The 17,577-nt window shown below is 64.4% G+C and carries 23 protein-coding genes and 1 tRNA gene; 13 read left to right on the forward strand and 11 right to left on the reverse strand.

The genetic code is table 11. From position 1 onward, the window contains the following. The first annotated feature begins 48 nt into the window (after window positions 1-48). Window positions 49-177 (forward strand): hypothetical protein, encoded by a 129-nt coding sequence (locus ACP97_RS21040; protein WP_272913445.1) that lies wholly within the window; start codon window positions 49-51, stop codon window positions 175-177. A 47-nt stretch (window positions 178-224) separates the two neighbouring features. After that, a complete protein-coding gene (locus ACP97_RS09615) occupies window positions 225-1,571 on the forward strand; it encodes an alkaline phosphatase family protein (protein ID WP_049997615.1) in 1,347 nt (448 codons plus the stop codon). Between the two features lie 9 nt (window positions 1,572-1,580). Here ACP97_RS09615 and ACP97_RS09620 read toward each other — a convergent pair whose 3' ends face one another. The 4 genes from ACP97_RS09620 to ACP97_RS09635 are packed head-to-tail and all read right to left on the reverse strand — an operon-like array spanning window position 1,581 to window position 4,077. Then, window positions 1,581-1,778, reverse strand: a complete 198-nt coding sequence (locus tag ACP97_RS09620; RefSeq protein ID WP_049997616.1) for a dodecin — start codon at window positions 1,776-1,778, stop codon at window positions 1,581-1,583. A 58-nt stretch (window positions 1,779-1,836) separates the two neighbouring features. Continuing rightward, complete coding sequence (locus tag ACP97_RS09625; protein ID WP_049997617.1) at window positions 1,837-2,505, reverse strand: hypothetical protein; 669 nt, start codon at window positions 2,503-2,505, stop codon at window positions 1,837-1,839. After that, window positions 2,502-3,086 carry a hypothetical protein gene (locus ACP97_RS09630; protein WP_049997618.1) on the reverse strand — a complete coding sequence of 195 codons (585 nt, stop codon included), beginning with the start codon at window positions 3,084-3,086 and terminating at the stop codon, window positions 2,502-2,504. Before ACP97_RS09630 ends, ACP97_RS09625 begins: the two co-directional genes overlap by 4 nt. Window positions 3,087-3,123: 37 nt before the next feature. Beyond that, entirely contained in the window at window positions 3,124-4,077 is a 954-nt protein-coding gene (locus ACP97_RS09635) for a metal-dependent hydrolase (protein ID WP_049997619.1), read from the reverse strand. A gap of 109 nt (window positions 4,078-4,186) precedes the next feature. On the opposite strand from ACP97_RS09635, the gene ACP97_RS09640 reads away from it, so the two are divergent. After that, window positions 4,187-5,353 carry a pyridoxal-phosphate-dependent aminotransferase family protein gene (locus ACP97_RS09640; RefSeq protein WP_049997620.1) on the forward strand — a complete coding sequence of 389 codons (1,167 nt, stop codon included), beginning with the start codon at window positions 4,187-4,189 and terminating at the stop codon, window positions 5,351-5,353. Here the strand turns inward: ACP97_RS09640 and ACP97_RS09645 are convergent. Together ACP97_RS09645 and ACP97_RS09650 are read right to left on the reverse strand one after the other, a co-directional pair. Then, window positions 5,350-5,670, reverse strand: a complete 321-nt coding sequence (locus tag ACP97_RS09645) for a DUF7116 family protein (protein WP_049997621.1) — start codon at window positions 5,668-5,670, stop codon at window positions 5,350-5,352. The two genes, ACP97_RS09640 and ACP97_RS09645, sit on opposite strands and share 4 nt — an antisense overlap. 87 nt (window positions 5,671-5,757) lie before the next feature. Continuing rightward, a complete protein-coding gene (locus tag ACP97_RS09650) occupies window positions 5,758-5,994 on the reverse strand; it encodes a DUF5816 domain-containing protein (RefSeq protein WP_049997622.1) in 237 nt (78 codons plus the stop codon). Between the two features lie 89 nt (window positions 5,995-6,083). On the opposite strand from ACP97_RS09650, the gene ACP97_RS09655 reads away from it, so the two are divergent. Then, window positions 6,084-6,491, forward strand: coding sequence for a universal stress protein (locus tag ACP97_RS09655; RefSeq protein ID WP_049997623.1), 408 nt, complete (start codon window positions 6,084-6,086; stop codon window positions 6,489-6,491). A 1-nt stretch (window position 6,492) separates the two neighbouring features. Here ACP97_RS09655 and ACP97_RS09660 read toward each other — a convergent pair whose 3' ends face one another. After that, a complete protein-coding gene (locus ACP97_RS09660) occupies window positions 6,493-7,506 on the reverse strand; it encodes a mechanosensitive ion channel family protein (protein WP_049997624.1) in 1,014 nt (337 codons plus the stop codon). A gap of 214 nt (window positions 7,507-7,720) precedes the next feature. Between ACP97_RS09660 and ACP97_RS09665 the strand changes: the two genes are divergently transcribed. The 6 genes from ACP97_RS09665 (at window position 7,721) to ACP97_RS09690 (ending at window position 12,453) form a co-directional block, all read left to right on the forward strand. Then, window positions 7,721-8,626 (forward strand): ABC transporter ATP-binding protein, encoded by a 906-nt coding sequence (locus ACP97_RS09665; RefSeq protein WP_049998468.1) that lies wholly within the window; start codon window positions 7,721-7,723, stop codon window positions 8,624-8,626. 28 nt (window positions 8,627-8,654) lie between these two features. Then, window positions 8,655-10,088: a Fe-S cluster assembly protein SufB gene (gene sufB, locus ACP97_RS09670; protein WP_049997625.1), complete on the forward strand. Its 1,434-nt coding sequence runs from the start codon at window positions 8,655-8,657 to the stop codon at window positions 10,086-10,088. A 3-nt stretch (window positions 10,089-10,091) separates the two neighbouring features. Then, entirely contained in the window at window positions 10,092-11,303 is a 1,212-nt protein-coding gene (gene sufD / locus ACP97_RS09675) for a Fe-S cluster assembly protein SufD (protein ID WP_049997626.1), read from the forward strand. Between the two features lie 85 nt (window positions 11,304-11,388). Beyond that, entirely contained in the window at window positions 11,389-11,868 is a 480-nt protein-coding gene (locus ACP97_RS09680; RefSeq protein ID WP_049998469.1) for a hypothetical protein, read from the forward strand. Between the two features lie 31 nt (window positions 11,869-11,899). Next, window positions 11,900-12,331 (forward strand): metal-dependent transcriptional regulator, encoded by a 432-nt coding sequence (locus ACP97_RS09685; protein WP_049997627.1) that lies wholly within the window; start codon window positions 11,900-11,902, stop codon window positions 12,329-12,331. A gap of 49 nt (window positions 12,332-12,380) precedes the next feature. After that, window positions 12,381-12,453: transfer RNA gene (locus ACP97_RS09690), tRNA-Gln, on the forward strand. Window positions 12,454-12,473: 20 nt separating this feature from the next. Here the strand turns inward: ACP97_RS09690 and ACP97_RS09695 are convergent. From ACP97_RS09695 to ACP97_RS09710, 4 genes are read right to left on the reverse strand one after another with little or no spacing between them, the layout of a single operon-like run. Continuing rightward, window positions 12,474-12,785 (reverse strand): 2Fe-2S iron-sulfur cluster-binding protein, encoded by a 312-nt coding sequence (locus ACP97_RS09695; RefSeq protein WP_049997628.1) that lies wholly within the window; start codon window positions 12,783-12,785, stop codon window positions 12,474-12,476. Beyond that, complete coding sequence (locus ACP97_RS09700; RefSeq protein WP_049997629.1) at window positions 12,782-13,069, reverse strand: hypothetical protein; 288 nt, start codon at window positions 13,067-13,069, stop codon at window positions 12,782-12,784. The genes ACP97_RS09695 and ACP97_RS09700 overlap by 4 nt, the downstream gene beginning before the upstream one ends. Further along, entirely contained in the window at window positions 13,069-14,118 is a 1,050-nt protein-coding gene (locus ACP97_RS09705; protein ID WP_049997630.1) for a ferritin family protein, read from the reverse strand. Before ACP97_RS09705 ends, ACP97_RS09700 begins: the two co-directional genes overlap by 1 nt. Before the next feature lie 54 nt (window positions 14,119-14,172). Beyond that, a complete protein-coding gene (locus tag ACP97_RS09710; RefSeq protein WP_049997631.1) occupies window positions 14,173-14,865 on the reverse strand; it encodes a hypothetical protein in 693 nt (230 codons plus the stop codon). Between the two features lie 181 nt (window positions 14,866-15,046). On the opposite strand from ACP97_RS09710, the gene ACP97_RS09715 reads away from it, so the two are divergent. Genes ACP97_RS09715 through ACP97_RS09725 form a run of 3 tightly spaced genes read left to right on the forward strand, consistent with a single transcriptional unit; the run spans window position 15,047 to window position 17,495 of the window. Next, window positions 15,047-15,613 carry an SCP2 sterol-binding domain-containing protein gene (locus ACP97_RS09715; RefSeq protein ID WP_049998470.1) on the forward strand — a complete coding sequence of 189 codons (567 nt, stop codon included), beginning with the start codon at window positions 15,047-15,049 and terminating at the stop codon, window positions 15,611-15,613. 1 nt (window position 15,614) lies between these two features. Beyond that, window positions 15,615-16,823 carry an acyl-CoA dehydrogenase family protein gene (locus ACP97_RS09720; RefSeq protein ID WP_049997632.1) on the forward strand — a complete coding sequence of 403 codons (1,209 nt, stop codon included), beginning with the start codon at window positions 15,615-15,617 and terminating at the stop codon, window positions 16,821-16,823. A 3-nt stretch (window positions 16,824-16,826) separates the two neighbouring features. Then, window positions 16,827-17,495, forward strand: a complete 669-nt coding sequence (locus ACP97_RS09725) for a helix-turn-helix domain-containing protein (protein WP_049997633.1) — start codon at window positions 16,827-16,829, stop codon at window positions 17,493-17,495. Window positions 17,496-17,577: the final 82 nt, after the last annotated feature.

Raw genomic sequence — 17,577 nt, forward strand, 5'->3', positions numbered from 1 at the left:
TGGAATTATGGGTAGTCTTTTGCGTCCATGGGCGGTAATGAGGGTGTGATGGCAGCGGAACGAACCACGGTCGCCCTGGATCATCCCACGGTGGTCCCCGACAGCGCCGACGACGAGCGCGAACACCACGTCGTGCGCTGTCCGGCCTGCGGACGGCCGCTCGCCGACCACGAGTAGGACGAGCGAAACGAACCTTCTTTGTGCGCGCCCGAACTGGCCCACTCATGGGACTGTTCGACCGCCTCACCGGCGACGACGCGCCTCGTGTTGCCTTCTTCGGCATCGACGGGGTTCCGTATAGCCTCATCGAGGACAATCCGGATGTATTCGAAAACCTCACCGCGATCGCCGAGGAGGGGAGCGCGGGACCGATCGACTCGATCGTGCCCCCGGAGTCAAGCGCGTGCTGGCCCTCGCTGACGACCGGCGTGAATCCCGGCGAAACCGGTGTGTACGGCTTTCAGGACCGCGAGATCGGCTCCTACGAGACCTACGTTCCGATGGGCCGCGACGTGCAAGCGACCCGCGTCTGGGACCGCGTCGAGAACGAAGGCCGCGACGCCACCGTGATGAACGTCCCCGTAACCTTTCCGCCCCAGCGCGACGTCCAGCGGATGGTGTCTGGCTTCCTCTCGCCGGGCGTCGACGAGGCCGCCTACCCCGACGAGATGCGCAACACGCTCAACGACACTGGGTATCGCATCGACAACAACGCGAAACTCGGCCACGACGACGACAAGACCGAGTTCATCGAGGACGCCCACGCGACCCTCGACGGCCGCTTCGAGGGCTTCTCACAGTACATCGAGCAGGACGACTGGGACCTCTTCTTCGGCGTGTTCATGACCACCGATCGGGTGAACCACTTCCTGTTCAAACACTACGAGGAGGACGGCGAATACAAGGACGAATTCCTCGACTTCTACAGCACGGTCGACGACTACCTCGGTCAACTGCGTGAGATGCTTCCCGAGGACGTCACGATGGTCGTCGCCTCCGACCACGGCTTCACGAGCCTCGACTACGAAGTTCACTTCAACACGTGGCTCGAACAGGAGGGCTGGCTCTCGTACGGCGATGACGACCACGACAGCCTCGCGGACATCTCGGACGACACCGAGGCCTACGCCTTCATCCCCGGGCGCTTTTATATCAACCTCGAAGGGCGCGAGCCACGTGGCGCGGTCCCCGAGGAGGACTACGAGGACAAGCGCACCGAGTTGAAGAAGGCACTCGAAACGCTCGAAGGCCCGGATGGGAAGAAAGTCTGCGAGCGCGTCGTCGAGAAAGAGGACGCTTTCAGAGGTGCGCACGACGACATCGCCCCCGACCTCGTGGCGATCCCGAACCACGGTTTCGACCTGAAGGCGGGCTTTGGGGGTCACGACGAGGTCTTCGATACCGGTCCCCGCAACGGCATGCACAGCTTCGACAACGCGACGCTGCTCGTCGACGACACGAACGCCACGATCGGAAACGACACTGACCTCTTCGACATCGCGCCGACGCTGCTCGACCTCATGGAGATCGACCACGACCGCGGCGAGTTCGACGGCGCGAGCCTCGCCTGAAAAGTCCTATCAGTCGAGTTCGAAGGCGATCTCGACTTCGGCCTGATATTCGCGGCCATCCACCTCGGCGAGTTCGACGCCGAAGCTCTCGGCGGTGGCCCATTTGACGTTGTTGAGCGTGTCCTCGGCGCGGTCGACGGCGTTGTCGACGGCCGCCTCGAAGCTCTCGTCGCTCGTACCGATCATCGTGATTTTCTTGTAAACCATCGCAGGACGCGCTTCGACCGGCGAGGACATAAAACTGCGCTTGCCCCCTACGGATGGCTCACCCGGTCTCGCGCTCGCGAGTGTCGAGGCGCGCGGCGAGGGCATCGACGACGCCGCTCAGGCGTGCACCACCCCAGACGGCGACGACCGCCGCGCCGACCGTATCGAATATCAGATCCAGCATCGTGTCTTCGAGCCCGTACTGGGTGAGGACGGGTTCGGCGAGCACGAGCATCGAGAGGGCGCTGGTGGTGAACTCGATGACCTCCCAGAGCACGCCGAAGGCGAGCACGAACAGGAAGATGAACACGACCATGAACTCCGACGGAAAGGTGACGTCCGTGCTGTGGACGTCGAGCGCGCGGGCCGCAGCGTAGCCGACGGCCGCGACGACCGACGCCGACAGGCCGTGTGTGAGGTGGTCGTACCACCAGAGCGATTGATAGGGTGATAATGGTGTCCACGGCAGGCCGACGCCGCCGAAGGCGTGGAGGAACACTGCACTGGTTATCCACAGCGTCAGGCCGGCGTCCATCGGAATCCCGTAATCGCGTTCGAGGACACTGGGCAGTCGCGTCACCGCGAGCGCGAGCAGCGTGTTGACGATGACCGTCGTGTTGCCCTCGAACAGTCCGACGAGGAACATTCCGACGAGACCGACCTCCATCGCCCACGTGAGCTGGCGCTGGCGGCGTTCGGAGAGACCGAGCCGGTCGCGGATCCTCATCGGATCGCCTCCGGCAGGCGTTCGGGGGGGAGCCGTCGGCGGACGTAGCCCTCGAAGAACAGTCCGGCACCGACGCCGGCGACCGTCGAGGCGACGAACTCCCACATCAGTTGGTCCTCGGAGGCCAGAAAGCCGGTGCCGAGATAGAGGTCGGCGACCCAGCGCGTGACCGCCCACGCGCCCGCGGTCGCCATCGTCGTGATGACGACGAAGACCACGGCGAAGCGATAGCTCATCTCCACGCTCGTAAAGAGGTGGAGTTCGACCGCGACGACGAGCGCGAGCGCTGCCACCGCGAGATACGTGGCGACCTCGGCGACGGGCGGCGCGAACGCGCGGGCGAGCGTCGGGAGGGCGGCGAGGGCGAGCACCTCCCACGGCACCATCGCCCGTGGCGACCGGACGGCGATGGGCGGCACTACCGAGAGGGCGACGACGCCGGCGGTGAAGACGGCCCAAAGCAGATTGCCGCGGAGCAGTGACACCACCGCGACGACGGCGACGAACGCGACGAACGTCCATGCGAGCAGGGCGTTCGCCCGTTCGCTTTCAACGAGTCGGTCGAGGTCCGCGCGTGACATAGCTCCCCTTTCTTGCCGGGGAACTTCATCCCTCCCTTCAGAAAACGAGATAGACGACGGCGTAGGCGACCGACGCCAGCGAGACGGCCGCCAACCCGGTGAGTCCGGCCGTCAGCAGGCGCTCCCCGTCGAGCGCGCGGCGGGGCCGATGGGCGTGACGGACGAACGGGGCCGGCCCGACCGCGCCGACCGCGAGCACACTGAAGACGAACTCGTAGGACGAATCGACCGTCGGCGCGGGCAGTGCGAGCGCGGCCGCCGCGTAGGCGACCCCGAGCGCCGCGCGCCCGTGAACGTGGCTGGCGAGGCTGCGGTCGGTGAGTTCGCAGTAGACGAGCGCCGCGAGCCAGATAGTGCCGAGTTCGAGCCAGAACGTGCCCAAGAGATGCAACGTCGGGTCAGTAAGGAAGACGAGGCGCTCGCTCACGAGCTGTGCATCGAACGGGTAGAGGAACTGGGGCGGTTCGCCCGTGAACAGGTCGCCGAAGGGATGGCTGAGCAGGCCGAAGAGCGCGGTGAGGAACACTGCCTTGGGGCCGAGGTCGCCGTAGCGCGCGGCGAGTTCGGCGATGGCGAGGCTCGTGAGCGCGAACGCGCCCATCACGAGCGCGCCGAGCGGCCCGCTCACGACGCCGGCGACGCCGACGAGACCGCCGAGGACGAGCAGCGAGCCAGCACGTTCGCCGTTCGAGTTCTCGCTTCGCGCGTGACTCCAGAGCCACAGGGCGAGTGCCGCGACGGTGCCGACGACCAGCGAATGCGTTACTGCCCTGTGGACGAGGTTGCCGGCCGACCAGAAGCTCTCGGCCGCGTCGGCGACGCCGCCCGCCTCGGCCAACCCCACGGGGGCGTAGAGGATGTCGACGTCGGGAGCGGCGGCGAACGCGCCCGCGGACGCGCCGAGGGCCAGCGAGCGCCCGCGCGGCTGTCCCAGGAGGCGCGCGCCACCCGCGACGACCGCGAACGCGCCCAGTGCGTGGCCGACGAACATGGGCGTGACGACGTGCCCATCGGACATAAACTGCTCGTGGCGTGCGCTCGCACACCGGGTCCCGTCACGAAACGAACGTCATTTCAACACAGACCGAGTCGCCCCCGGTATGCAGCGCCCCGAGGTAGGAGAACTCACGCCACCCGACCGAACGCTGATGGGTCCCGGGCCGAGCGACGTGCACCCGCGCGTTCGCCGTGCGATGACCACACCGCTGGTGGGCCATCTCGACCCCGCGTTCGTCGACCTGATGGACGAGGTGCAAGAACTCCTGCGGTACGCCTTCCGGACGGACAACGAGTGGACGATTCCCATCAGCGGGACCGGTTCGGCCGCGATGGAGGCCGCCATCGGAAATCTCGTCGAGCCGGACGATACAGTCTTAGTCCCCGGCAACGGCTACTTCGGCGGGCGGATGGCGTCGATGGTCGAGCGAGCGGGCGGCGAGACCGTGACGGTCGACGCCCCGTGGGGCGAACCGCTCGACGTCGACGACGTGCGTGCGGCCTTCGATTCTCACGACCCCGACCTGCTGGCGTTCGTCCACGGCGAGACGAGTACGGGCGTGCTCCAGCCCGACGTCTCGGAACTTACCGACCTCGCTCACGACAACGACGCACTCACCATCGTCGACGCGGTGACGACCTTCGGCGGCGTCGAACTCCGAGTGGACGACTGGGACGTCGACGTGGCGTACTCGGCCGCCCAGAAGTGTCTCTCCGCGCCGCCGGGTGCGAGCCCGCTCACACTCAACGAGCGGGCGATGGCGAAGATCGAGGAGCGCGACGCGACGGTTCGGTCGTGGTATCTCGACCTCTCGAAACTGGCCGACTACTGGGGCGAGGAGCGTGCCTACCACCACACCGCGCCCATCACGAACGTCTACGCGCTGCGGGAGGCGCTCCGACTCGCCGCCGAGGAGGGCATCGAGGCGCGCTGGGAGCGCCACGAACACGTCGCGGGCGCGCTCAGAGCGGGCGTCGAGGCGATGGGTCTCGATCTCGCGAGCACGAGCTGGCTGCCGAGTCTGAACACCGTTCGTCTACCCGCGGGCGTCGACGATGGAGCGGTCATCGAGGGATTGCTCGACGGCTACGACATCGAGGTCGCGGGCGGGCTGGGCGACCTCTCGGGCGAAGTGCTCCGGGTCGGCTGTATGGGTCATTCGGCACGCCCGGCGAACGTCCTCGCACTACTCGCGGCGCTCGGCAACGTGCTCGAAGGGGAGGAAATCGACGCCGACGCGGGTCTCGCGGCGGCACGGGAGCGGCTCTAGGCGAGCAGCGACGGCCCGACCGAGGGATGGAGCACCTCGTACTCCTCGGAGCCGTCGACGCCGATGACCGCCCAGTCGTAGTCGGGTTTGGCATCGAGCAGGCGCTCGCGGAGGTCCTCGGCCGCATCCATCCACGCGACGAAACAGCGAAGCTCGCCCGAATCGGGGAGTTCGGTCGCCTCGTCGGCGGCCGTGACGCGGACGACGCGCCACTTGCGCTCGGCTCTGAGTTCACAGCCGCTGCCCGATACCGTGTAGCCGAGCTCGGCGAATATCGACCGTGCTTCCTCGGACGGGGTCGTGCTAACAGTCCCCATGTACCGACTGTTACTCGGTCGTTCACAATAAACGTTCGTGCCGGTTACGAAACCGAGTGCCTCTCATGCGCGGCCGTATTCGTGGCGCTATTCGTGGGCGGCATCCCACTCGTCGGCCTTCTTGATGTTCGCACAGTCGTTGCACTTGATGCGTCCCATCGCGTCCATCGCGTTGTCGAAGGTCCGACAGTTGCCACAGAAGTAGCCCCAGCGCCGCTCGGCGCGCTCGTCGGCATAGACGACGAAAAACGGGCCTTTCGAGCCGCGCTCTGCCTCTTCGTGGTCGACGTAGAGGGTTCGCCCGTCGGCCGTCCTCGCATCCATATCGTGGCTGGGTACTCCAGGGGCAAGTGGCTGCTGGGTGCGGCGGGAAATGGAAACGTTCAGGCATCCTCGACGTTTGCCTTCGAGGAATGACGCTGGTCGTCGTGCCCGTCCGGTATCCACTGAGCGAGCACTCACGACGAACCCTCGAAACCGCGATCGACGTCGCCGACGAACACGACGCCGCGCTCAGCGTGCTGCACGTCGATCTCTATCAGTCGGGCCAGCGCGTCACGCAGTCGGCGCTGAAAAACGCCGTCGAGGACGCCTTCGGCCCGCTGTCGAACACGCGCTACGCCGTCCGCCCCGGGTTCCTCGTCGAGGAGACCATCCTCGACGAGATCGCGCTCGAAGACGCGGACATCGTCGTCATCGGCCGCAAGCAGGCCAGTCGCTGGCGGCGGATGGTCCACCGGATCATCGACGAGCCGGACGTGGCGGACTTCCTGCGCGAACAGCTCGACTGTCGGGTCGTCACCGCCTCGCCGACCGAGTGAGTCAGCGCGGGCGCTCGGGGGCGTCGGCGTCGCTCGGCTCGTCGAAGACCACGTGTCGATGGGGGTACGGAAACCCGATGTCGGCGTCCGCGAACGCCTCCCAGATACGTTCTTGGACGCGCGAGCGCACCGCGAGGAGTTTGTAGGGTTCCTTCACCCAGTAGCGAAGCCGCAACGATACGCCGTCGTCGGCGTATTCGTCGATGTAACAGGTCGGGGCGGCCGGATAGCGCGCGCTGCCGATACGGATCGAGGGCCCGCCGCGGATGACGACGTCCTCCTCGCGGGCGGCCCGCTCGATGAGGCCCCGTGCCTCGTCGAGGTCGCACTCGTAGGGCACCAACACGTCGAGAGTGAGCCGCGTCCGGAGGTCCTCGGCCGAGTAGTTGATGACGTCGCGCTCTCGGATCGTGCCGTTGGGGATCACGAGAAAGGTGTTGTCGAGCGTGAATATCTTGGTGTACTGGAAGGTGATGTCCTCGACGAAACCCCGTGTCCCGTCGCCGGCGTCGACGACCTCTATCATATCGCCGATCTCGTAGGATTGGTCCGAGAGGACGAACAGGCCACTGATGATGCTGCCGAGGATGGGCGAGATCACGACGGCGGCCGCGGCCGTGAGCACCGTCACCGACAGGAGGATGTCGTCGAGACCGACGCCGACGAGCGCCGCCGCCGTGAGTACCGCGAGGAACATGACTGCGACGCGCATCGAGCGCAGCACCGCCCGGCTGACGCTCGGCCGGCGGAAGCGGCGGGCGACGCGGCGACCGACCAGCCTGACGAGCAGTTTGCCGCCGTACCACGCGAGCGCGAGCACCAGTATGGCCAGTACCGTTCGCACCCACCACTCCGGCACCCACTCGGGAAGGAGGCGGCTGGCGGTCTGGACGGCTTCTTTCGACCCCTCCTGGATACTGCTGTTCGTCCCGTTCGTGTCGTTCGTTCCGTTTCCGTCCGGCGTGGCGAGCTGGCCGAGCCGCGCAGCGCTCGCCGACACGCCGGAGGAGTCCATACGCCCGGCTCAGTGCCGTCGGGAAAAAGGGTTGCGGAGCACACGTTCCGGGGCGACCCGTGACAGAGCACGGCGGACGGCGTCCACGAGCGGGGTTTTCTAGTGACATACGTGGCTTTCGCACACGAGAAAATGATTTTCCCTCATCGAAAATCGTTACGGGTGAATGGAAACCATTATGGGGTTCACGACGCAAGAGACGAGCGATAGGACGATGGCACGTTTAGAACTGAACGACCTCCATGCAGAGGTCGCTGAGGGCGGCGAGAAGATCCTCGATGGCGTGAGCCTCGAAGTCGAATCGGGCGAGATCCACGCACTGATGGGGCCGAACGGGTCGGGCAAATCGACCACCGCGAAGGTCATCGCGGGCCACCCGGCCTACGAGGTCACCGGTGGCGAGGTGCTCATCCACCTCGACGACGACGAGTTCGAGGGCGTCGAGATTCCAGACGACATGCGCACGTGGAACCTCCTGGAGCTCGAACCGAACGAGCGCGCGGCGCTTGGCGTGTTCCTCGGCTTCCAGTACCCCGCCGAGATCGAGGGCGTCACGATGGTGAACTTCCTGCGCACGGCCTTGAACGCCAAACTCGAAGAGCGCGAGGACCTCTTCGAGGGCGACGAGGGCGCGGATGACGAAGAAGAGGAGGCGGGCTACGAGACCTCGCCGATGGAGGGCGACATGGACGAAGGCGAGGTCGGCGTCGCCGAGTTCCAGCAGATCATGTCCGAGAAGATGGAGCAGTTGGACATGGACGCCGCGTTCGCCCAGCGCTATCTCAATGCAGGGTTCTCCGGCGGCGAGAAAAAGCAAAACGAGGTGCTGCAGGCCGCGATCCTCGAACCGTCGGTCGCGGTGCTCGACGAGATCGACTCGGGGCTCGACATCGACCGTCTCCAGGACGTCTCGAAGGGGATCAACGCGCTCCGTGACGAGCAGGGCGCGGGCATCCTCCAGATCACCCACTACCAGCGGATCCTCGACTACGTCGAGCCGGATCACGTCCACATCATGCTCGACGGCAAGATCGCCAAGAGCGGCGGTCCCGATCTCGCCCGCAGACTCGAAGACGAGGGCTACGACTGGGTCCGCGAGGAAGCCTACGAGACAGCCTGATAAGGCTTCGACCACTACAGACCACACAATGAGTTCAGATCAAGACCACCTACGAGAGACCGACTCGGAGAAGCGCTTCGAGTTCAAGAAAGAACAGTCCTCGGCGTTCCAGGCCGAGAAGGGAGAACTCGACGAGGAGACCATCCGCCTGATCTCCGAGGACAAGGACGAACCCGAGTGGATGCTGGAGCGGCGGCTCCGCGCGCTCCGGCAGTTCCACGCGATGCCGATGCCGACCGACTGGCCGGGCCAGCCCGACCTGAGCGAGGTCGACGTTGAGGAGATCGTCCCGTACATCCGCCCGGACGTCGAGATGCGCGGCGGCGTCGACGACTGGAACGAACTGCCAGAGGAGATCAAGGACACCTTCGACAAACTGGGAATCCCCGAAGCGGAGAAGAACGCACTCTCCGGTGTGGGTGCCCAGTACGAATCCGAGGTCGTCTACCAGAACATGCAGGAGCGCTGGGAGGAGAAGGGCGTCATCTTCTGCAACATGGACAAGGCAGTCCAAGAGCACCCCGAAATCGTCAAGGAGTACTTCATGACGAAGTGCGTGCCGCCGTCGGACAACAAGTTCGCGGCGCTGCACGGAGCCATCTGGTCGGGTGGCTCGTTCGTCTACGTCCCCGAGGACGTCACCGTGGAGATGCCCGTCCAGGCGTACTTCCGGATGAACTCGGAGGGGATGGGTCAGTTCGAGCACACGCTCATCATCGCCGAGGAGAACTCGGAAGTCCACTACATCGAGGGCTGTTCGGCACCCAAGTACAGCAAGTTCAACCTCCACTCGGGCGGCGTCGAGGTGTTCGTCAAGGAGAACGCCCACGTCCAGTATTCCACCGTCCAAAACTGGTCGAAGAACACCTACAACCTGAACACCAAGCGCGCGATCTGCGAGTCCGAGGGGACAATGGAGTGGATTTCGGGGTCGATGGGGTCGAAGGCCACGATGCTCTACCCCTCGACCATCCTGAAAGGTCGCGGCGCGACCGACAACCACATCACCATCGCCTTCGCCGGCGAGGGCCAGAACATCGACACCGGTGCGAAGGTCTACCACAACGCGCCCCGCACTAAATCGACCATCGAGTCGAAGTCGATCTCGAAGGACGGCGGTCGCACCAACTATCGAGGACTGGTGCACATCTCCGACGGCGCGGAGAACTCCAGTACGTCAGTGGAGTGTGACGCGCTGATGTTCGACAACGAGTCGACCTCCGATACGATGCCGTACATGGAGATCGAGGAGTCGAAGGTCGACGTCGCCCACGAGGCTACTGTGGGGAAGATCGGCGACGAGGACGTCTTCTATCTCCAGTCGCGCGGGCTGGACGACGACGACGCCAAACAGATGATCGTCGCCGGGTTCATCGAGCCGATCACCGAAGAACTACCCATCGAGTACGCCGTCGAGCTCAACCGACTCATCGAACTCGAAATGGAAGGGAGTCTCGGGTAATCGATGAGCGCGCAGATACACGCAAATCTCACCGAGGAGCAGGTTCGGGAGATTTCCGAGGGTCTCGACGAACCGGAGTGGCTGCTCGACGAGCGCCTCGACGCGCTCGCGGCGCTCGACGGTCTCGACATGCCCGACGTCATCCGGACGCCGGGGCGCAACTGGACGAACCTCTACAACCTCGATTTCGAGAACCTCGTCGATCCGCTCAACGCGGCCGAGGAGAAGGATCAGGTCGGTCCCGAGGAGGTCGAGGTCCTGTCCATCGCGGAGGCGCTCGCCGAGCACGAGGACCTCGTCCGCGAGCACTTCGGCTCGATCATCGATCCCACCGAGAACTACCTGACGGCGCTCCAGACGGCGCTGTTTTCGACTGGCACAGTCGTATTCGTTCCCGACGGCGTCGATGCCGAGGATGTCACCGTGCGCACGCGGATGAACTCGCGGTCGCTGTTCAACTACACGCTCGTCGTGACGGGTGAATCGAGTTCGGTGACGATTCTCGAACGCCAGACGACTGGCGACGAGATCGACGGCGAGCGCTACTACTCGGGACTCGTCGAGATCGCCGCCGGCGAGAATTCAAATGTGCAGTACGGCTCGCTCCAGAACGTCGATGAGGAGACGTACACCTACACGCTCAAGCGCGGTCACGCCGACACCTACGCCACCGTCAACTGGATCGAAGGCAACGTCGGCTCGCGGCTCACCAAGTCCTCCGTCGAGACGCGGCTGCTCGGCGAAGGTTCCGAATCGAAGATCGTCGGAGCCTTCTTCGGCCACGACGACCAGCATTTCGACGTCGCCTCTCGTGTCTGGCACGAGGCAGAACATACTACTGCGGACCTCGTGACCCGGGGCGTGCTCGACGACGAGGCGCGCTCGGTCTACGAGGGTGTTCAGGACGTCGGCCGCGAGGCGTGGAACACGAGTTCCTACCAGCGTGAGAACACCCTGATGCTGAGCGACGAATCGGAGGCCGACGCGTCCCCCAAGCTGATCATCAACAACCACGACACCGAGGCGAGCCACTCGGCGACGGTCGGACAGGTCGACCAGCAGGACCTGTTCTACATGACCTCGCGGGGGGTCTCACCGCGGGCGGCACGGAACATGCTCGTCGAGGGCTTCTTCGTTCCCGTCCTGGACGAGATCGCCGTAGAGGAGTTCCGCGACGACCTCGACGATCTCGTGGCGGCGCGCCTGCGGGAGTAACCGTTTACTGCCTCCGGTTCTCGACGTTTCTCATGCACGACATCGAGGCATCGATTTTCGAGCGCGCTTTCCGTGGATGGCAGCCGTGAGCGTCAGCCAACCGGTGGCCTCGGACCACCAGCTCGCCCGGCTCCTCCAGATCGGGATGGTCCTCGAAGAGGTCGTCGAGGCGCGTGCCCACCAACACCACTCCGCGGGGGACGACCTCGACGCCGACATCGAGGACCTCTTGGAGCACGCCGCCGAGGAATCGGCCGACCACCGCGACCGGCTGGCGGCGCTCATCGACGACCTCGACGCCGAACAGGTTCCGTTCGAACAGATCGAACCGCTCGTCGCCGCCCACTACGAGCGCGACCGCGACACCGATGGGATCCTCTACGATCAACTGTGCAACGAAGAGACTGCCTACAAGTTCTACGACGACCTCATCGCCGCGGTCGAATCGAGTGCCGCGACGTTCGGCATCGACCGCGGGCGCCTGCTCGACACCCTCTCGACCATCCGCGCCGAGGAAGCGGAGGGGGCCGAGGAGGTCACACGATTGATGGAGGCGCGCGAATGAGTTCTCCCTTCCATTGCCGGAGGTGGCGCAAGTGAACTCGGCAGAGCAGTATCTGAAGGCCATCTATCTCGTTCAGCAGGTCGAAGACGGCCCGGCGGCCACGGGGCGGTTGGCCGAGAGCCTCGACGTGAGTCCGGCGAGCGCCAACGAGATGATCGGCAAGCTCGAAGCGCGCGGGCTGGCCGACCACGAGAAGTACAAGGGCGTGACGCTCACCGACGAGGGTATTGAGCGCGCCCGCGAGTCGCTCCAGACCTACTGCATCATCGAGCGCTTCCTCGTGGAGGTGCTCGACGTCGAGGACTTTCGCACCGAAGCGGGTCAACTCGAAAGTGTCATCGACGAGACGGTCGCCGAGCGCCTCGACACCATCATTGACCGCGAACCGCAGTGTCCCGACTGCTTTGCCCCCGACGAGGACGTCTGTGCGCTGCTCGACGCCGAGACCGGCGCGGCCGATTGAACAGTCCTCTCGAAGCGTTCAAGTGTACTCCTGCGATAGCTGAGTGCGAAGTCCCGTGGTGTAGCGGCCAATCATAATGGCCTTTGGAGCCATTGACGGCGGTTCGAATCCGCCCGGGACTATGGAGAATTTATTACATTTTCTAAAACAGATCGAGTCCGAGCATCTCTTCTTGGATCTCGTTGCCGGCCCGAATGTGACATTCGCTCCGTGGATTCGCGCTGCACAGCAACACGTAGCCCTCTTTCTTGTCCTCTTTTTCGAGGGCCATCCCGTCGCTCTGGTCGACCTCCCCTTCGAGCAGTTTGCCGGTACAGGTGGTGCAGTTTCCCTCTCGACAGGAGTAGGGCAGGTCGAGACCCGCTTCGAGACCGGCGTCGAGGACGTACTCGCCCTCGCTCACGTCGAGTTCGTGGGTGTCGCCATCGAACTCGATGGAGACTCGATGACTCACACGCGCTGACGGAGCTTGTACATCTCGAGCGCTTCGAGGCGCGGGTCGCCGGTGCTACTGGTGTCCTCGTCGAGGCTCGCGCCGCTGACCATCTCGTTGAACGAAGTGCTGACGCCCTCCTCCTCGAACGACGAGTCCATGATGTAGGCCACGTTGTCCCGGATCTCCTCTTCGCTCTCGTCGAGTTCGTCGGCGGCCTCGGCGATGGCTTCGTCGACTTCCCCCTCGCTCGCGGTGAACGATGCCCCGCGGGCGAGTTCGCGGAGTTCGCGGTCCTGGGCCATCAGTCGTCACCCCCATCGGCGGCGACGCCACGCTTTCGCTGATAGTGGCTCTCCTGGTCTTCGAGCCGGGCGTCGAGATCCCACTCGGTGATCTCGTCGTATCGAGCACTCACACGGTCCATGACCTGCATGTAATCGACGTCACAGCCCAAGGTCTCGTTGTACATCCCGTCGATGAGGTTCCCGCCGCGCATGAGCGTCGCGTCGATGTCGAGACCGAGCGGGTCGCCCACCGCCTCGGTGTACATGTAGGCGAAATCGGCCATGTAGGGGACATCCTCGTAGAGCGTGTTCACGATGCCGTCCTCGACGCCCTGATAGGCCGGTTCGCCGGCGCGCTCCTTTTCCAAGAGTTCCTTCAGGAGTTCGACGCCGTGGGTGATGTGGCGACCCTCGTCGGTGCTGATGAACTTGAAAGCGTAGTTCAGTAAGGGGAGGTTCGCCCGTTCGGGCAGTTTGCTGATGGCTGTGGAACCGACTCGTGCGAGGATTCCCTCGACGTTCAGGTGGTAGTTCGTTGCAGCCTTGGCGATGTCTACTGGGTCTTTGGTCTGTGCGGCTTTGGCGGTCAAGAGACCTTGATGTTCGAACACCTCGCCCAGTCCCGTAGTTTGGACGATGGGGACCCGTGTTCCGCGCCGCGGGTCGAGTTCGGTGTAGTTGTCGCGGTCGTCCATCACCTCGTTCATGTAGATGTCGAGGAACTGGGTGTGTTTGTGCTCGGTGAGGGTGAGCATCGTCATGAACATCTCCTTCTGTCGGTTGCCTGCCAAGCAGTCGGCTCCCATCGCCCGCGAGAGGTTGGTGGCGGCGTCGCCGGCGACCTCGGTCTCGCCATCTAAAAAGCCCGACAGCAGATATCGAATCTGGTTGCGCTCGTCCTCGTCGAGCGATGCCCACGCCTCGCGGTCCTGCTCGAAGCCGATCTCGTCGAACAGTTTCTCGACGTTCCACGTGCCCAGTTCGACACCCTTCTGGAACAGCTGATACCACTTGTCCCCAGTGTCGATGCGCTGGCCGGCGTACGTCGGTTCGACTGGCTGTGCCATGCGTACACACACAGGAAGAACGGGGATGACGGTTGTTCCTGCTATACGCGGTGTTTAAAATAGGTATCGGCTGTCGACCCGTCCGGCCGTGTCGCCCAACTCCTGGGCGGCCTCGCTGTATGGCAGAATCGTGGTCGTCGAGCCGTCGAGTTCGAGGTCTTCGGAGAAGATGGATTCCATCACGTCCGCACCCTCCAGAAGATCCTTCCAGTTCCCGTAGGGACCGACGATCCGGAACCCGGGGTCGCGCGCTTCGGGATCTTCGAGAACCGCAGTCTCACGGCACTCGCCATCGTGGAGGTCGACGTACGCGTGGATGGTGTCCTTGTGGAGATACCGCTCCAGTTGATCGAGCAGGTCGTCGAGGTCGGCGGGGAACGCCTCCCGAAGGGTGGGGAACGTGATGGCGGGGGCATCGGCCACGGGGGTCGCCATCACCGCCGCGACGAGCCGTTCGTGGTCGCTGCCCTCTTGATCGGCCAGTCGCCCGTCGAGTTCGTCCGGTGTGCCGGCGAGCAGCGTTTCGACCCGCTCTTGGGAGAGCGACTGGAGATTCTCACGAAGTTCCCGCGAAAGCTCCTCGGGGAGGTCCCCGAGCGGTGTCTCGGTGGGAACGTCCGTGATTTCGAAGACGAAATCACCCGCGAAATCGACGCCCCAACCCTCGCTCGCCTCCCGGTAGGCCTGATTGTCGTTCAGCGCCGCCCGATACGCGGCGAGCCACTCGCGCGATGGAAACCACTCCATGCTGACGCCAGTCGGTCGACATCCCTGATGGTTCGTGCAGTCATACACGGCCGTTTATCCCTACCGGCCGCCCAGCGCTCGCCCGAGGGGATATAAAGCACCTGTTATCCATCGAAGCAAGCCCATTGTGATCCCGGTCATCCCCGGTAGTACGGTCGGCCACGACGCCGACACAAAAATCATGCCAGACGAACAACTCATCCGTCGCATCGAGGACTCGCTCGAACAGGACCAAGACCAGCTCGAAGAGGATCTGCCCGAGATACTCGCCGACATGGAGGGCCAGACCGACGAGCTCGTGCGCGAGCACCCGCAGGTGATGGCGAGCATTCTCGGGCGCATGGAGGAGATGGACATCGCCTCGTTCGTCTCCGAAAACCCCGAGACCGCAGACCAGTTCCAGGAACTGCTCTGGTCGGGGATGCGCGTGATGGTTGAACAGAACCCCGAGGTCAAAGAGCAAATCAACGAGGATATCACGACGAATTTCGAGGCCGACGACTGCCCGATGGAGGGCCATCTCGAAGTCAGAAAAGAAGAGGAACTCATCACCGGCGGGGCGGGTCAACTCGACGACGCCGACATCACCATCACCGGGCCCGCGGACGTGCTGGTGGGTCTCATCACCGGGAACGTGGACCCGATTCAGGGGTTCATGCAGCAGCAGTACGAGATGGATGGCCCGGTCCAGAAGGGCACGAAGCTCGCGCCCATCATGAACAGCCTCTCCGAGCAGGTGCCCGAGTGAGATGGAGCTAACCGACGACCAGCAGGCGTTCCGCGCGGACCTCCGGGAATACCTCGACGACACCATCGACCCGATCGTCGACGAGTCGGATCGAAACGGGCCGATGAGTCGGGACGAACTGATGGGCTACATCGACGACCTGAACGAACTCGGCGTCGGGTTCGACCCCGAGACGGCCCCGAACTTCTTCGGCGACGTCTGGAACTTCACGATTGCCGCCGAGGAGATCAGCTACACGTGGCCGAGTCTCTTGGTAGGCGTGATGATGTCCTTTCCCGCGCTGTTCGTCCAGTTCGCATCCGAGCAGACCCGCGAGGCGATGCTCCCCAAACTCGAAGACGGCGACTGTCTCTCGGCGCTCGCCGTCACCGAGCCGAAAGGCGGCAGCGACACCGCTCGGCCGAACACCGTGGCGAAAAAAGACGGCGAGGAGTTCGTTTTGAATGGAGAGAAGACGTGGGTCGGCAACGCCCACTACGCCGACTGCGTGCTCGTGGTCGCCCGCGACGACTCGACGGGGGCCTCGGACATGTTCATGGTCGACAGGGAGAACAATGCCTTCGAGACCGAGGAACTCGACAAGATGGGCTGGAAGGGTGTCTCGAACGCGACGATCTCCTTCGACAACGTGCGCGTGCCCGAGGGCAATCGCCTCTCGAACATGTTCTCGAACGCCATCATGGCGGGCAACGACATGAACGACATCGTGCCGTTCCCCGAAAGTGTCACACAGCTGTTCTTCGACCAGAAACCGCTGAACGCGACGTTCTCGTTCATGCGCACGGGGATGTCGTTCATGTCCGTGGGCATCATGCAGGCGGCCTTCGACGCCGCGCTCGACCGGGCGACCGACCGCGAGACGTTCGGCAAGCCGATCGCCGAACACCAACTCGTCACCGAGAAGCTGTACGACATGAAGGCCGGTCTCGAAACCTCCCGCCAGCTCTCGCGGCGGGCGGCCGAACTGCTCGAAGACGGCAGCGAGGACGCGCGCCTGATGTCCTCGCTGGCGAAGGGCTACACCAGCGAGACGTGTAAGGACGTGACCGACGACGCCCTACAGGTGTACGGCGGCGAGGGCCTGAAGACCGAAAACCGGCTCGAACGCTACTACCGCGACGCCCGTGTCATGACCATTCCCGACGGCACCACCGAGATCCAGAAGCTCATCGTCGGGAAGGAACTCACCGGCCAGAGCGCGTACAACTGACCCGTGCAGCAACCGACCGAGGAGCAAGGACACGTCAGGCATTTCACGCTCTCGCTCCGGCCGGGGGAGGGTCTCGTCCACCCCGTCGACGACGCGCTCGCGGCCGCGCCAGCCATCGGCCGGGAGTCGCTGAGCCACATCCAGAGTCACGGCGGGACGAGCGCGCTGTGTTACCGGCTGCAGGGCGATGAAACGTCCCTCGCGAGCGTGCTCGACGAGCGCCCGGACGTCCTCGTCTCCGACCACATCCGCGACCACGAGGGCGCGTTCGGGCTGTATCTCCGCGTCGAGGGGTGTCTCGATACGTTCGAGCGGTGTTTCTTCGAACAAGGGCTGCTCGTCGACCCGCCGGTGACGTTCCCCGGTCATGGGCTTCCCCTGAGCGTCATCGGTACGCCCGCGATGGTCAAGCACGCGATGGAGCGCCTGCCCGACGGGACGGCCTGTTCGGTCGAGCGACTGGGTGCGGCGAACGCCGACCGACAGCTACTGGCGACGCTCACTGACCGCCAGCGCGAGGTCATCGAGACGGCCTTCGAACTCGGCTACTACGAGATCCCCCGGCAGACGACCCACGCCGACATCGCGGCCACGCTCGACCTCTCGGGGTCGACCGTCGACGAACACCTCCGGAAGGCCGAAGCCAGACTGATGGAACAGTTGCTCTCCTGACGCACGGTCACGTCGGTACACGATGCGGTGATTTAAACACCACTGCATGAGCGGCCACAGGGCTACGGTTCGATGACTCCAT

It is taken from the genome of Halococcus sediminicola (genome assembly GCF_000755245.1).
Lineage (GTDB): Archaea > Halobacteriota > Halobacteria > Halobacteriales > Halococcaceae > Halococcus > Halococcus sediminicola.